At 50.0% G+C, this 13346-nt stretch carries 15 protein-coding genes; all 15 read left to right on the forward strand.

The annotated features are described in order from the left end of the window. Nucleotides 1–103 precede the first annotated feature (103 nt). Entirely contained in the window at nucleotides 104–1267 is a 1164-nt protein-coding gene (gene hisZ / locus QMA09_RS14865; protein ID WP_290213659.1) for an ATP phosphoribosyltransferase regulatory subunit, read from the forward strand. Continuing rightward, entirely contained in the window at nucleotides 1260–1886 is a 627-nt protein-coding gene (gene hisG, locus QMA09_RS14870) for an ATP phosphoribosyltransferase (protein ID WP_135501060.1), read from the forward strand. Before hisZ ends, hisG begins: the two co-directional genes overlap by 8 nt. Beyond that, nucleotides 1883–3163, forward strand: a complete 1281-nt coding sequence (hisD, locus tag QMA09_RS14875; RefSeq protein ID WP_290213660.1) for a histidinol dehydrogenase — start codon at nucleotides 1883–1885, stop codon at nucleotides 3161–3163. The genes hisG and hisD overlap by 4 nt, the downstream gene beginning before the upstream one ends. After that, nucleotides 3163–3750, forward strand: a complete 588-nt coding sequence (hisB, locus tag QMA09_RS14880) for an imidazoleglycerol-phosphate dehydratase HisB (protein ID WP_135501190.1) — start codon at nucleotides 3163–3165, stop codon at nucleotides 3748–3750. The genes hisD and hisB overlap by 1 nt, the downstream gene beginning before the upstream one ends. Beyond that, nucleotides 3747–4406 (forward strand): imidazole glycerol phosphate synthase subunit HisH, encoded by a 660-nt coding sequence (hisH, locus tag QMA09_RS14885; RefSeq protein WP_290213661.1) that lies wholly within the window; start codon nucleotides 3747–3749, stop codon nucleotides 4404–4406. The genes hisB and hisH overlap by 4 nt, the downstream gene beginning before the upstream one ends. Beyond that, nucleotides 4375–5103 carry a 1-(5-phosphoribosyl)-5-[(5-phosphoribosylamino)methylideneamino]imidazole-4-carboxamide isomerase gene (gene hisA, locus QMA09_RS14890; protein WP_290213662.1) on the forward strand — a complete coding sequence of 243 codons (729 nt, stop codon included), beginning with the start codon at nucleotides 4375–4377 and terminating at the stop codon, nucleotides 5101–5103. The genes hisH and hisA overlap by 32 nt, the downstream gene beginning before the upstream one ends. Then, nucleotides 5097–5849, forward strand: coding sequence for an imidazole glycerol phosphate synthase subunit HisF (hisF, locus tag QMA09_RS14895; protein ID WP_135501068.1), 753 nt, complete (start codon nucleotides 5097–5099; stop codon nucleotides 5847–5849). The genes hisA and hisF overlap by 7 nt, the downstream gene beginning before the upstream one ends. Continuing rightward, nucleotides 5846–6472 carry a bifunctional phosphoribosyl-AMP cyclohydrolase/phosphoribosyl-ATP diphosphatase HisIE gene (gene hisIE, locus QMA09_RS14900; protein ID WP_290213663.1) on the forward strand — a complete coding sequence of 209 codons (627 nt, stop codon included), beginning with the start codon at nucleotides 5846–5848 and terminating at the stop codon, nucleotides 6470–6472. Before hisF ends, hisIE begins: the two co-directional genes overlap by 4 nt. A gap of 80 nt (nucleotides 6473–6552) precedes the next feature. After that, nucleotides 6553–8079 carry a tetratricopeptide repeat protein gene (locus QMA09_RS14905; protein ID WP_135501072.1) on the forward strand — a complete coding sequence of 509 codons (1527 nt, stop codon included), beginning with the start codon at nucleotides 6553–6555 and terminating at the stop codon, nucleotides 8077–8079. Nucleotides 8080–8146: 67 nt separating this feature from the next. Then, on the forward strand, nucleotides 8147–9100 hold the full coding sequence (gene trxB / locus QMA09_RS14910; RefSeq protein ID WP_135501074.1) for a thioredoxin-disulfide reductase: 954 nt from the start codon (nucleotides 8147–8149) through the stop codon (nucleotides 9098–9100). A 467-nt stretch (nucleotides 9101–9567) separates the two neighbouring features. Further along, nucleotides 9568–10059 (forward strand): NUDIX hydrolase, encoded by a 492-nt coding sequence (locus QMA09_RS14915; RefSeq protein ID WP_135501192.1) that lies wholly within the window; start codon nucleotides 9568–9570, stop codon nucleotides 10057–10059. Further along, nucleotides 10046–10930, forward strand: a complete 885-nt coding sequence (gene rapZ / locus QMA09_RS14920) for an RNase adapter RapZ (RefSeq protein WP_135501076.1) — start codon at nucleotides 10046–10048, stop codon at nucleotides 10928–10930. Before QMA09_RS14915 ends, rapZ begins: the two co-directional genes overlap by 14 nt. A gap of 4 nt (nucleotides 10931–10934) precedes the next feature. Continuing rightward, on the forward strand, nucleotides 10935–11930 hold the full coding sequence (locus QMA09_RS14925; RefSeq protein ID WP_135501078.1) for a gluconeogenesis factor YvcK family protein: 996 nt from the start codon (nucleotides 10935–10937) through the stop codon (nucleotides 11928–11930). A 21-nt stretch (nucleotides 11931–11951) separates the two neighbouring features. Further along, nucleotides 11952–12902, forward strand: coding sequence for a DNA-binding protein WhiA (gene whiA, locus QMA09_RS14930; protein WP_135501080.1), 951 nt, complete (start codon nucleotides 11952–11954; stop codon nucleotides 12900–12902). A gap of 58 nt (nucleotides 12903–12960) precedes the next feature. Continuing rightward, nucleotides 12961–13218: an HPr family phosphocarrier protein gene (locus QMA09_RS14935; RefSeq protein WP_135501082.1), complete on the forward strand. Its 258-nt coding sequence runs from the start codon at nucleotides 12961–12963 to the stop codon at nucleotides 13216–13218. Nucleotides 13219–13346 lie beyond the last annotated feature (128 nt).

Raw genomic sequence — 13346 nt, forward strand, 5'->3', positions numbered from 1 at the left:
AATCCTTGACGGCTGAAAGCGAAATAAGATAAAATAGCACTACTTCATCTCTCTACCTCATTAGCGAACTAAAGCGTTATATCCAAAAATAGGAAGTGATTAAATGGCAATCCAAATGTTCGAAAAACCGTTAGGCATGCGCGACGACTTTCCGTTTATCGCAAAAAAGAAATCGGCATTGCGTTCAAAAGGGACGGCTATTATGGAACAAGCAGGCTACGATATGCTCCAGACGCCGACTTTGGAATACTACGAAACCATCGGCAAGATCTCAGCGATCCCTGATAATGCACTTTTCAAACTGCTTGACAGCCAAGGCGAAACCTTGGTGCTGCGTCCGGACATGACGTCACCGATAGCACGGGTGGCGGCGTCGAAACTATTGAAAGAAAAAATGCCGGTCCGGCTCGGCTATTATTCAAATGTATTCCGCGCCCAGAAACGCGAAGGCGGCCGTCCGGCGGAATTTGAACAAATGGGCGTCGAGCTGATTGGAGACGATTCCCTTTACGCAGATGCAGAAGTCATCATTCTGGCCTCTACGATACTAAAGGAGTTGAATGTTGAATCTGGCCGGGTCGTCATCGGCAACACTCAATTATTGCATTTGATCTTGCAAGATTTCGGTCTCGACAGCGGACAGATCGAAGCGATCCGTGAAGCGCTCGTATCCAAAAACAACGTCGGTTTTGACGAACTGGCGGATTACATGGATATGGACCCAGCAAAAACCGGCGCATTCAAAAAATTGATGGCAACGTCTTCTTTGGAAGATTGGAAGCCGTACATCGATTCCGCAAATGCCCAGCAAACGGCTTTATACGAAGACATGCTGAAGCTGGAACAGATTATCGCACGCAACGGCTTATCAGAAGCCATCACATACGATTTGTCATTTATCAGCCACATGACGTACTACACCGGGCTGGTGTTTGAATTCTACGGAGCCGGCAGCGGATTTCCGCTTGGCAATGGCGGCCGTTACGACGGGTTGATGCAGCAATTCGGCATGCAGGTCGGCGCAACAGGATTCGGCCTTCGGATTGACCGGCTATTGGAGGCGGCAACAGGAAGCGCTGAAGACGACCGGCATACGCTGATATTATTCGATGAACAATCAGAAGAACAGGCACATCAGGAAGCGCAAGAGCTTCGTGCGCAAGGAGCTCGGGCAACGCTGCAATACGCTCCGGCTGTGCGGGATACGGAGAGTTTCTGCGCGCTGTTCAGTGAAGTCAGAAATTTAGGAGGCGCTTTGAATGGATGAATTGACGATTGCCATGCCAAAAGGCCGTATATTCGAAGAAGCTTACGAATTGCTGCTGAAGGCAGGTTACGATTTGCCGAAAGAAATTGACGATTCGCGCAAGCTCATCGTAGAGGCTCCGAACGAACGGATCCGTTTTATCCTGGCGAAGCCGATGGACGTGCCTGTCTATGTTGAACACGGTGTTGCTGATGTCGGCATTGCCGGCAAAGACGTTTTGCTAGAACTCGACCGCTCGGTGCATGAATTGCTCGACCTCGGCATCAGCCGCTGTTATATTGCGACAGCCGGGCTGCCGAATACGGAAATGAATGCAGTGACGCCGCGAATTGCGACGAAATATCCGAAAATTGCCTCCCGTTTTTACCGCGGCAAAGGCGAGCAAGTGGAAATCATTGAGTTGAATGGCTCGATTGAACTGGCTCCGATGATCGGCCTTGCAGACCGCATCGTCGACATCGTTTCAACAGGCAAAACCTTAAAGGAAAATGGCCTGGTCGAATATGAAGAAATTGTAGATATCACATCACGATTGATCGCCAACCCTGTCAGCTACCGGCTGAAGCAAGAACGCATCCGCGAACTTGTCGGCAAGCTGAGGGAGCAGGTGCGCACATGAAGAAAGAACAGCTGAAATCCGGCATTTCCATCCGGCGTTCGCTTGCTGAAGCCAGTGCGGAGCAGTTAGCTGCGGTAAAAAGCATCATCGCAGCTGTTCAGCAGGAAGGCGACGCAGCATTAACCCGCTTCACTGAAAAATGGGACGGCGTCAAAGTCGAAAATCTGCGCGTCAGCGAAGAGGAAATTGCAGAAGCGGTCAGCCGCTTTGAACCGCAGCTGCTGGAAGATTTAACGGAAGCGGCGGACAATATCCGCACCTACCACGAATACCAGCGCCAGCAAGGCTACACACATACCAACGACGACGGCTCTTACGTAGCGCAGCGTGTAACGGCCATTCCATCCGCTGGGCTTTATGTTCCTGGCGGCACTGCCGCTTATCCGTCTTCAGTGCTGATGAACGTCATCCCGGCACAAGTCGCAGGCGTCAAACGCATCGTTCTGGTGTCGCCGCCTGGCAAAGACGGCAAGCTATCGGACGGTGTACTTGCCGCAGCACATATTCTTGGAATTGATGAAATCTATAAAGTCGGAGGCGCCCAAGCGGTTGCTGCACTGGCATACGGCACCGAGTCGATCCGGCCGGTCGACAAAATCACCGGGCCGGGGAACGTCTTTGTCGCATTGGCGAAACGGGAAGTGTTCGGCGAAGTCGCAATCGACATGATTGCGGGACCAAGCGAAATCACCGTTATCGCAGACGACACGGCATTTGCCGATGAAATCGCGGCGGATTTATTGTCCCAGGCAGAGCATGATCCCATGGCGACGGCGGTGCTGTTGACGACCAGCGAACAGTTGGCGGATGCCGTTTCGGCGGAAGTCGAGAAGCAACTGCAAAGTTTGCCGCGGCAAGCGATTGCAGCGAAGGCGATTGCGGACCATGGCGTCATTTACATCGGTGAAACGATGGAACGCCTGATCGAAGCCGCCAATGAACTGGCGCCGGAGCATCTTGAAATCATGGCGGATGATGCGGAGAAAATCGCGGACCGCATCGAAAATGCCGGAGCGATTTTCATCGGGCGTTTTTCATCCGAACCGATCGGTGATTATTTTGCCGGCTCTAACCACGTCCTGCCGACCAATAGCACAGCCCGCTTTTCGAGTGCGCTGTCGGTCTATGATTTTATGAAACGCACAAGCATCATCTATTACAGCGAGCAAGCGTGGCAAAACAACGAAGCGAAAATTGCGCGGCTGGCCCGCCTTGAAGGACTCGAAGGGCACGCCCGTGCAGTAGAATCGCGTTCATGGAAAAAGGAGAATCGATGATGAGAAAAGCAGAAATCAACCGCAATACGAATGAAACGAAAATTGCTGTCGCATTTTCATTGGACGGGGAAGGCCAGGCGGACATCGCTACTGGCGTCCCGTTCATGGACCATATGCTGGACCTTTTCATCAAGCATGGCCAGTTTGACGGCAGCATCAAAGCTGACGGCGACACGCACATCGACGACCACCACACGACGGAAGACATCGGCATCGTGCTCGGGCAGGCGGTCAAAGAAGCGCTGGGAGATAAAAAAGGCATCCGCCGCTACGGCAATGCGTTTATCCCAATGGATGATGCGCTCGCGCAAGTCGTCATCGATTGCTCGAACCGCCCGCATCTTGAAATGCGTGGGGACATCCCGAATGCCAAAGTGGGCACGTTCGACACCGAGCTGGTGCGTGAGTTTTTATGGAAATTCGCACTCGAGTCACGCATGAACGTCCATGTCATCATCCATTACGGCCAAAATACGCATCACATCATCGAAGCTGTATTCAAGGCATTGGCCCGTGCACTCGACGAAGCGACGAGTATCGACCCGCGTGTGAAAGGCGTGCCATCCACAAAGGGGCTGTTGACATGATCATCGGCATCATCGATTACGGCATGGGCAATCTGTTCAGTGTCGAACAGGCATTGAAAAAACTCGATTGCACTGTCATCTTGTCGGATGACCCTGCCATTCTGCTGGAAGCGGAAGCGATTATCCTGCCCGGCGTCGGGGCATTCCCGGACGCCATGGATTTATTGGAACAAAAAGAACTTGCGGGTTTTATCCGCTCACTGCCGGACAGAGGCATCCCGCTGCTGGGCATCTGCCTGGGGATGCAGCTCTTGTATGAAGACAGTTCAGAAGTGCGCCAAACGACAGGTTTAGGACTTTTAAAAGGCGATATCCGCCGTTTCGATTTTGAAAAAGGCACGCAGCGGATTCCGCATATGGGCTGGAACCGCCTGGAATTCTCGCGTTTGCCGTATTGGCTGGATGAGCTGCAAGTGGATACGCATGTTTATTTTGTGCATTCATTTCTCGCGCTCAACACGGACCCGAACGAGGTATTCGCCACGGCAAGCTACGGCAATGTCGACGTGCCGGGCGTAGTCGGTACAGGATTGATCACGGGCATGCAATTCCATCCCGAAAAATCCGGCGATTTCGGCCATCATTTATTAGAGCAATGGATTGCGAATGTCAGGAGGAACCCAGATGAGCAAGTTTCAGATCTATCCCGCGATTGATTTGCGCGGCGGAAAATGCGTGCGCCTGTTTCAAGGCGATTATGCACAAGAAACAGTTTACGGCGATTCGCCGGTAGATATGGCGAAAAAATTCGTCGACGCTGGAGCCGAGTGGATCCATATGGTCGATCTGGACGGCGCCAAAGACGGTGTGCGCATCAATGACCAAGTGGTTATTGAAGCGGCGAAGCTTCCGGTCAACGTACAAATCGGCGGCGGCATCCGGTCCCGCGAAGACATTGAGTATTATTTATCGAACGGCATCAGCCGCGTCATCATCGGCAGCCTGGCCATCCGCAACCCGGAACTGGTCGTGTCGTTTATCGAAGAATTCGGGGCGGACCGCATTGTCATCGGCATTGACGCCAAAGACGGCATGGCCGCAACCGAAGGCTGGATCGAAACGTCCGGCCAGTCTGCACAAGACGTCGCTGCGTTTTTTACAGCGCACGGCGCGAAGCATTTCATTTATACCGACATCGCGACGGACGGCACCTTGCAAGGGCCGAACATTGATGCCAATAAAGCACTGGTTGCTTCAAGCGATGCCGGCGTGATCGTTTCCGGCGGCATCGGGACATTGGATGATATCAAAAACGTCAAAGCGGCCGCTGAAAGCAGCCCGATTTCGGGTGTCATCATCGGCAAAGCGCTTTACGAGAACCGCTTTACGCTTGAGGAGGCGCTGTCATGCTGACGAAACGCATCATTCCGTGCCTGGATGTCAAAGAAGGGCGCGTTGTCAAAGGCGTCAGCTTTGTATCGCTGCGCGACGCTGGAGATCCGGTTGAACTTGCGCGTTTTTATGACAAGCAAGGCGCTGATGAATTGGTGTTCCTCGATATTTCCGCTTCCCACGAAGGCAAGGAGACGATGGTTGAAGTCGTGAAAACTGTCGCGACGGAATTATCGATCCCGTTTACAGTCGGCGGCGGCATCCGCACGCTTGAAGACATGAAGCGCATGCTGCGTGCCGGCGCGGATAAGGTGTCGCTCAACACGGCGGCGCTCGACCGCCCGGAACTGATCAAGGAAGGCGCAGATTATTTCGGCTCGCAGTGCATCGTCATCGCGATCGATGCGAAACGCAATGGCGACCACTGGGACGTCTATACGCATGGCGGCCGCAACAAGACAGAGTGGAACGCCGTGGAATGGGCGAAGAAGAGCGTCGAACTGGGCGCCGGTGAAATCCTCCTTACAAGCATGGACAAAGACGGTTCAAAAGACGGCTTTGACATCGAACTGACTAAAGCGGTTCGCGATGCGGTGGAAGTGCCGGTCATTGCGAGCGGCGGTGCAGGAAACCGTGAACATTTTGCAGAAGTATTCAAACAAGCAGATGCCGATGCCGCATTGGCGGCATCGATTTTCCATTATAAAGAAACAAGCGTCGCAGAAGTGAAAGATTATCTGCGGAAAGAGGGAGTGAATGTCCGATGAACAATGTGAAATTTGACAGCCAGGGGCTCGTTCCCGTCATTATACAGAATGCCGAAACGAAAGAAGTGCTGACGCTCGCGTACGCGAACGAAGAAGCGCTGGCGAAAACGATCGAAACGAACGAAACGTGGCTGTATTCCAGAAGCCGCAGCGAGCTATGGAACAAAGGCGCGACAAGCGGAAACACGCAGAAAGTGACAGCTGTGCGCCTTGACTGCGACGGCGATTCACTGATTTATGAAGTGGTCCCGAACGGCCCGGCTTGCCATACCGGCGCAGAAAGCTGTTTCTACGAAACCTTGTCCGGCACGCCGAACGAATCGAAATCGGATATGTTCGGAGCGCTGGCTTCGATGATCGAACAGCGTGAAACGGACATGCCAGAAGGCGCGTACACGACGTATTTATTCAAAGAAGGCGTCGATAAGATCTGCAAGAAAGTCGGCGAAGAAGCGGCGGAAGTCATTATTGCTGCGAAAAACCGCGATGCGAAAGAATTGTCAATGGAGACAGCGGATCTCTTTTACCATGTCTTGGTCCTGCTGCAGGAACAGAAAGTCAGCTTGAATGCCGTCATTGATGTGCTGAAAGAGCGCCATGAGTCAAAAACAACAAGTAAATAATAGGAAAATATGCTATAATAACAGCACATTTGAGTAAAGGAGCGATTTCATCGTTCCTTTTACTTTTTCGGAGGCATATTTTGGAGAATAAAAAGAAAAAACACAACGACAACCTCCTGTCATTCATACCGTCAGGAGAATACTATTACAAAAAGGCGATGCGCGAGCTGCAGCGGGAACATTATCCGAAAGCCCATAAATACTTGCAGCGTGCAACGGAATTGAGCCCGCAGGATGCGGATATCTGGATTCAATATGGCATCGTGCTGATGGAGACAGGTGAATTCGAGCAGGCGATGGACGCGCTTCGCACGGCCCATGGGCTTGATGTGAACAAATCCGAAACCTTATTTTTCCTGGCAGAGGTCCACGCGCATCTCGGCATGTTTTTGGATGCCCGAAATTACGCGAAAAAATATACCGAAAAAGAGCCGCAGGGCGAATATCACGAAGAAGCCTTGGAAATCATCGATTTTGCGGAACAGGAAGACTGGCAGCTTTTTGATGATGAGGGCGAAGCACAGGACAGCGAATATTTTTATCAGCAGGAAAAGGCGCGCCGCATGATGGAAAAAGGGAATTTCCCGGAAGCGATTGAATTGCTTGAGAAGCTGGTGGAAGAAAAGCCTGATTTCTGGGGAGCGCATAATAACCTGGCGCTCGCCTATTTCTATGTCGGCGAAGCTGAAATGGCGAAAGCGCTGCTGCATGATGTGCTGAGACGGAATACCGGAAATCTTCATGCCTTATGCAATTTAGCGGTCTTTCATTATTACGAGAAAAATGAAGAGCTTGAAGATATTCTGGAGCTCTTGAAAAAGATCCAGCCGTATGTCTTCGAGCATCGCTATAAATTGGGAGCAACATTTGCATTGGTCGGCAAATACAAAGAAGCGTACCGCTGGCTGAGAAGCTTACAGAAACGCGGATTCGACGGCGATCCAGCCTTTTATTTCTGGCTGTCGCATGCCGCTTACCATTCGGGGCATGAAGATATCGCGAAGCAGGCATGGAAGCAGCTGACGCAAATGGATCCGACCAAAGGCGGCTACGAACCGTGGGCCGATAATGGCGTGATGCCGCATGAAGACGCTTTGGAGCATAACCGCGATTACCTCGTGAAAAAGCTTGACCACAGCCACAAAAGCGAGCGGCTATTCGGCATGTTCCTATTGGGCAAGTCCGCCCATAAACAGGAAATCATCTCGCATCCGAATTGGTTGAAATCCGAGCAGCCGTCCGTTATCGAAACGTATATGCTTGGCTACGCGCTGGGGCATCCGTTTAAAATGGAAGTGGCGGAAGAGCGCGCTTTCAAGCGTGCGATGGAAGCGACGGAACTGCTTTATGCCGAAAACGGAATGGTGACAGAGCAAGGATCTTATACGTTCCAGATGTGGTTCATGCTGGTTGAAAAAGCATTCGAACAGAATTATACTTTTAAAAATCCGAAAGCATTGGCAGCAGCGGTCACCTACATGGTAAAGTCATCAAGAGACACGGCAGCAACAAAAAAATCCGTTGCCGCCCATTACGGCATTACCACTGCGACATTGACGAAATACGTCACAGAACTGATCCGTTTTTTGCCGCTGTTTGAATCATAGGCAAATAAGTTGCTGATATGCGCGGATTCTTATACGATTTACTTACTGAGATTTAGGAGGCCATAAAATGACCGAAACTACGAATGTTTATGATGTTATCATTATTGGAGCAGGACCTGCAGGCATGACTGCCGCAGTTTACACATCACGCGCAAATTTGACGACGTTGATGCTGGAGCGCGGAATTCCGGGCGGACAAATGGCGAATACGGAAGAAATTGAAAACTATCCAGGTTTCGACCACATCCTGGGGCCTGACCTTTCAACAAAAATGTTCGAGCACGCGAAAAAATTCGGTGCGGAATATGCTTACGGCGACGTCAAAGAAATTATTGACGGCGAAGAATACAAAACGATCATTGCCGGTTCGAAAGAATACAAAGCCCGCGCAATCATCATTACAACTGGCGCTGAGTACAAGAAAATGGGCGTGCCTGGCGAAAACGAACTTGGAGGACGCGGAGTCAGCTATTGTGCAGTCTGCGATGGCGCATTCTTCAAAAACAAAAACCTTGTCGTTGTCGGCGGGGGAGATTCAGCGGTAGAAGAGGGCGTATACTTGACCCGTTTTGCGGATAAAGTGACGATCGTCCATCGCCGTGACGAATTGCGCGCACAAAAAATTCTTCAAGACCGCGCGTTCGCCAACGAAAAAATCGACTTTATCTGGAGCCACACCGTCAAAGAAATCAATGACGAAAACGGCAAAGTCGGAAGCGTTACACTCGTTTCGACCAAAGATGACAGTGAACAGGAATTCGATGCAGATGGCGTATTCATCTACATCGGCATGCTGCCACTGACAAAACCATTCGCTTCACTTGGCATTTTGAATGACCAAGGCTATATTGAAACGAATGAAAAAATGGAAACCAGCATCCCTGGGATCTATGCAGCTGGAGACGTACGCGACAAAATGCTGCGCCAAGTTGTAACGGCTACTGGCGACGGCAGCATCGCGGCACAGGCGTGTCAGCATTATATCGAAGAATTAGTTGAAAAAATCGGCCAAAAAGCATGATTTTAATCACTTCTTAACCTTGTTGTTACAGCGTTGTCATGAAGAGGTGCTAATATAGGAAGAGTAAATTGACCCCCTTTTTATAGAACACTTTGACAGACCGCTTTCCGGAGATTCCGGGAGGCGGCTTTTTTTGTGTAAAATTATGTGTTTGATAATCAGTGTGGAAGAGTAGTATTGGGCTAGTGCCGGTTAAATTCCAAACAGTTCACGTCAACGGCTTGTTAGTGCTTGTTAATTTCCTAGGAACGCTTGTTAAAAATATTTTAACGCCTGTTAACGAGCATGCTTCTTCATGAATTCAAAGATAGGCTCTACTCGGGCGCTGTGGCTGAAAATATGCCGCTGCGGCGATTCGTTTTATTCCCATCGAACCTCTATCGGCGCTTCTGCTTTTCTTTTTTTGCATGACACGCCAGGATAGATGTATAATGGAGAGAGTTTACAAAAGATACGGAGTGTCGACAGTGCAGCGAATAGCGAATTTACTAGTGGTCCGCAATGGGCAAGTACTATTATTAAAAAAACCTCGGCGCGACTGGTACGTTGCTCCGGGTGGAAAAATGGAATCCGGTGAATCGATTTACGAAGCGGCCATCCGTGAGTTTATTGAAGAAACGGGTGCTACGCCTTTGAATACGCATTTAAAAGGAATTTACACGATGATGATCCATGATGAAGGCCGGATTGTAGATGAATGGATGTTGTTCACGTTCGTGGCGCACGGCTTGGAAGGCAAAACTTTCGAAGAAACGCGCGAAGGGCTGCTGGAATGGCATCCGGTTGAAAGCTTAGCGTTTTTGCCAATGGCCGAAGGGGACCGCACGAATCTTCAGTTTGCGGTGCAACAGGCGGGCATGCAATACGGCACATTCCACTACACCCCAGAATTTCAGCTGCTGGCTGAGCACATACAAACTTCAACAGAAGAGGTGACACGCCTAAATGGAAAATCATAATACCGACGAAACTGAATTGATCATCATTACCGGCATGTCTGGAGCGGGGAAAACCGTGGCAATCCAAAGCTTTGAGGATCTCGGCTTTTTCACGATTGATAACCTGCCGCCAGCCTTATTGCTGACGTTCATCAAATTGATGCGAGATTCAGGAAAGTCGATGAAGCGTGTGGCTGCGGTCATGGACCTGCGAGGCGGAGATTTCTTCGACAGCCTTGTAGACGCCATCGATAACCTCTTGAAAGAACCAAAAGTTTCCGTAACCATCCTGTTCCTTGACGCTGATAATCAGACGCTTGTAAGCCGTTATAAAGAATCCCGGCGTTCGCATCCCCTGTCGCCAGGCGGGCTTGTGCTCGGCGGCATCAAAAAAGAGCGCGATATGCTGATGGATCTGCAGGGCCGCGCGAAATACATGTACAATACGTCAACGATGAAACCGCGTGAGCTGAAAGAGCGGATCATGACGGATTTTGCGACCGAGACCAGTAACGTGTTTACGGTCAACGTCATGTCATTCGGCTTTAAGCATGGCATGCCAATCGATGCAGATTTGGTGTTTGATGTGCGCTTTTTGCCGAACCCGTACTATATTGAAGAACTGAATCCGTTGTCCGGGCTCGATAAGCCTGTATCGGATTACGTGCTGCAATGGAATGAAACCCAAACCTTGATTGCTAAATTGACTGACCTCTTCGAATTCATGATTCCGCAATACAAAAGCGAAGGCAAGGCTCAGTTGGTTATCGCTTTCGGCTGCACAGGCGGCCAGCACCGCTCGGTGACTTTGGCCGAATACTACGGAAAATTACTAGCTGAAAATTATAAGACGATTGTTACGCACCGCGACGTTAAAACTAGAAAGGGCTGAGTGCATGGAAGATACTCTGCGCCGGAAGCGTGTTGTCATTATTGGAGGAGGCACAGGCCTTTCCACATTATTAAGAGGTTTAAAAATGTTTCCGCTCGATTTGACAGCAGTCGTGACCGTTGCTGACGATGGCGGCAGTTCTGGCAGGCTGCGGAATGATTTGGATATTCCGCCTCCAGGCGATATCCGAAATGTGATGGCGGCGTTATCAGATGCTGAACCACTCGTCGCGGAAATGTTCCAATACCGTTTTAAACAGTCCCTGGATTTGGATGGGCATTCACTTGGCAACTTGATGCTTGCCGCGCTCACTGAAATTACCGGGGACTTCTCTCATGCTGTCCGAGAGATGAGCCGAGTGTTGAATGTCAATGGCACTGTGCTGCCGGCTGCCAATCAATTGGTGACGCTGCACGCTGAGTTTGAAGATGGCACAATTGTCAGTGGTGAGTCCAAGATTCCCATGTATCTGCAGCCGATCAAGCGCGTGTTCTTAGAACCGCATGACGTCAAAACGCTGCCAGACACAATCACGGCCATCAGCAAAGCGGATGTCGTCATCATTGGGCCGGGCTCTTTATACACAAGCATATTGCCGAATCTTCTGGTCAAGGACATTGAACAGGCTTTGATGGCATCGACAGCGAAAAAGATTTATATCTGCAATTTAATGACGCAGGCTGGGGAAACATACGACTATACCGCCTCAGACCATGTCAAAGCCTTGTATGCACATGTAGAAAAACCATTTTTGGACGCAATTTTGCTCGATAAGATCCAAGTGCCGTTGACGGTTGCGGAGCGCTATAAGAGAGAACTGGCATCGCCAGTCGAGTGCGACGAGGAAGAACTGGAAAAAATGGGCCTTGAGGTTTACAAACAAGACATCACCAGTATATTCGGAAAAGCCGTTCGGCACGAACCGATGAAAGTGGCGCAGTGGCTGTTTGAATACGCCGGAGGCCTCGAAAAAGAAACACCGAAGCATCTGTATTTTTGATGTGAGGAGAGGGGGGACGGCATGTCATTTGCTTCCGAAACAAAAAAAGAAATGACGCAGATTGAAGTGGACGATTGCTGCGGCAAAGCCGAGCTATCCGCTTTAATTCGCATGAATGGCACATTGTCGTTTTCGAATCGGCAGTTGAGCCTTGATATACAAACTGAAAACGCAGCGATTGCGAGGCGCATCTATACCTTCTTAAAACGTTTTTATCCGGCGTATCCGGTCGAATTGCTGGTCCGGAAAAAAATGCGCTTGAAAAAGAACAATATTTACATCTGCAGAGTCCGGGAAGGATCGAAGCACGTCCTGGAGGATTTGGCGATCATTTCGGAAGGGTTCCAATTTCAGCATGAAATTGACAAAAGCCTGATTGAAAAAACTTGCTGCAAGCGAGCTTATTTGCGAGGTGCTTTCCTGGCAGGAGGATCCGTCAATAATCCGGAAACTTCTTCCTACCATCTTGAAATCTACTCGCTATACAAAGACCATGCAGATTCACTGGTCGAGCTGATGAATCATTTCCATTTGAACAGCAAAACCATTGAACGGAAAAAAGGCTTTGTGACTTATTTAAAAGAAGCAGAAAAGATTTCAGATTTCCTTAGCATCGCCGGAGCGCACATGGCTTTATTGAAATTCGAAGACGTCCGCATTATCCGTGATATGCGCAATAGCGTCAATCGACTGGTGAATTGCGAAACCGCAAACCTAAACAAGACGATTGATGCAGCACTGCGGCAAGTCGAGAATATCCGCTTTATCGATTCCATTATCGGCATCGACCAGTTGCCTGAACGGCTTCGGGAAATTGCCAGACTGCGCGTTGAGTATCAAGATGTTACACTGAAGGAACTCGGTGAGATGGTTTCGAGCGGCAACGTCAGCAAATCGGGTGTCAATCACCGGTTGCGCAAGATTGATGAAATCGCGGAGCAATTGAGAAAAGGAGAAACGATTGGCCGGTAGCACCGCGCCATTCTTTCATATATTAGTAAGTCCAGTTACGTTTTAGAGGAGGGGCAGCATGGTAGAGAAACAAGTGGAAGTCCAATTGAAATCCGGATTGCAGGCAAGGCAAGCAGCTTTGTTCGTCCAAGAAGCCAACCGCTACAATGCGGATGTCTATTTGGAAAAAGACGAAAAGAAAGTCAATGCGAAAAGCATCATGGGCATTATGAGCCTAGCCATCAGCAAAGGCACGAATGTAACCATTTCAGCAGACGGATCGGATGAAGAGAAAGCAGTAAGCGCTTTGTCATCCCTGATCGAAAAAGAAGCATAAGAAATCCCGCAGCCTGTGAGGCCTGCGGGATTTTTTTGCGATATAGAAACTTTTTTTATATTTTCATTGCGCTCCAGACGGACGCTTTCCGCGGGCACGGCTTCAGCCGCTTCCCTCGCTGCGCTCAG

Source organism: Planococcus sp. APC 3906 (genome assembly GCF_030407685.1).
Taxonomy (GTDB): Bacteria; Bacillota; Bacilli; order Bacillales_A; family Planococcaceae; genus Planococcus; species Planococcus koreensis.

Excerpts from the sequence above, each read along its gene's own strand:
- hisZ (WP_290213659.1), top strand. The coding sequence starts at position 104 with ATGGCAATCCAAATGTTCGAAAAACCGTTAGGCATGCGCGACGACTTT.
- hisG (WP_135501060.1), top strand. The coding sequence starts at position 1,260 with ATGGATGAATTGACGATTGCCATGCCAAAAGGCCGTATATTCGAAGAA.
- hisD (WP_290213660.1), top strand. The coding sequence starts at position 1,883 with ATGAAGAAAGAACAGCTGAAATCCGGCATTTCCATCCGGCGTTCGCTT.
- hisB (WP_135501190.1), top strand. The coding sequence starts at position 3,163 with ATGAGAAAAGCAGAAATCAACCGCAATACGAATGAAACGAAAATTGCT.
- hisH (WP_290213661.1), top strand. The coding sequence starts at position 3,747 with ATGATCATCGGCATCATCGATTACGGCATGGGCAATCTGTTCAGTGTC.
- hisA (WP_290213662.1), top strand. The coding sequence starts at position 4,375 with ATGAGCAAGTTTCAGATCTATCCCGCGATTGATTTGCGCGGCGGAAAA.
- hisF (WP_135501068.1), top strand. The coding sequence starts at position 5,097 with ATGCTGACGAAACGCATCATTCCGTGCCTGGATGTCAAAGAAGGGCGC.
- hisIE (WP_290213663.1), top strand. The coding sequence starts at position 5,846 with ATGAACAATGTGAAATTTGACAGCCAGGGGCTCGTTCCCGTCATTATA.
- trxB (WP_135501074.1), top strand. The coding sequence starts at position 8,147 with ATGACCGAAACTACGAATGTTTATGATGTTATCATTATTGGAGCAGGA.
- rapZ (WP_135501076.1), top strand. The coding sequence starts at position 10,046 with ATGGAAAATCATAATACCGACGAAACTGAATTGATCATCATTACCGGC.
- QMA09_RS14925 (WP_135501078.1), top strand. The coding sequence starts at position 10,935 with ATGGAAGATACTCTGCGCCGGAAGCGTGTTGTCATTATTGGAGGAGGC.
- whiA (WP_135501080.1), top strand. The coding sequence starts at position 11,952 with ATGTCATTTGCTTCCGAAACAAAAAAAGAAATGACGCAGATTGAAGTG.
- QMA09_RS14935 (WP_135501082.1), top strand. The coding sequence starts at position 12,961 with ATGGTAGAGAAACAAGTGGAAGTCCAATTGAAATCCGGATTGCAGGCA.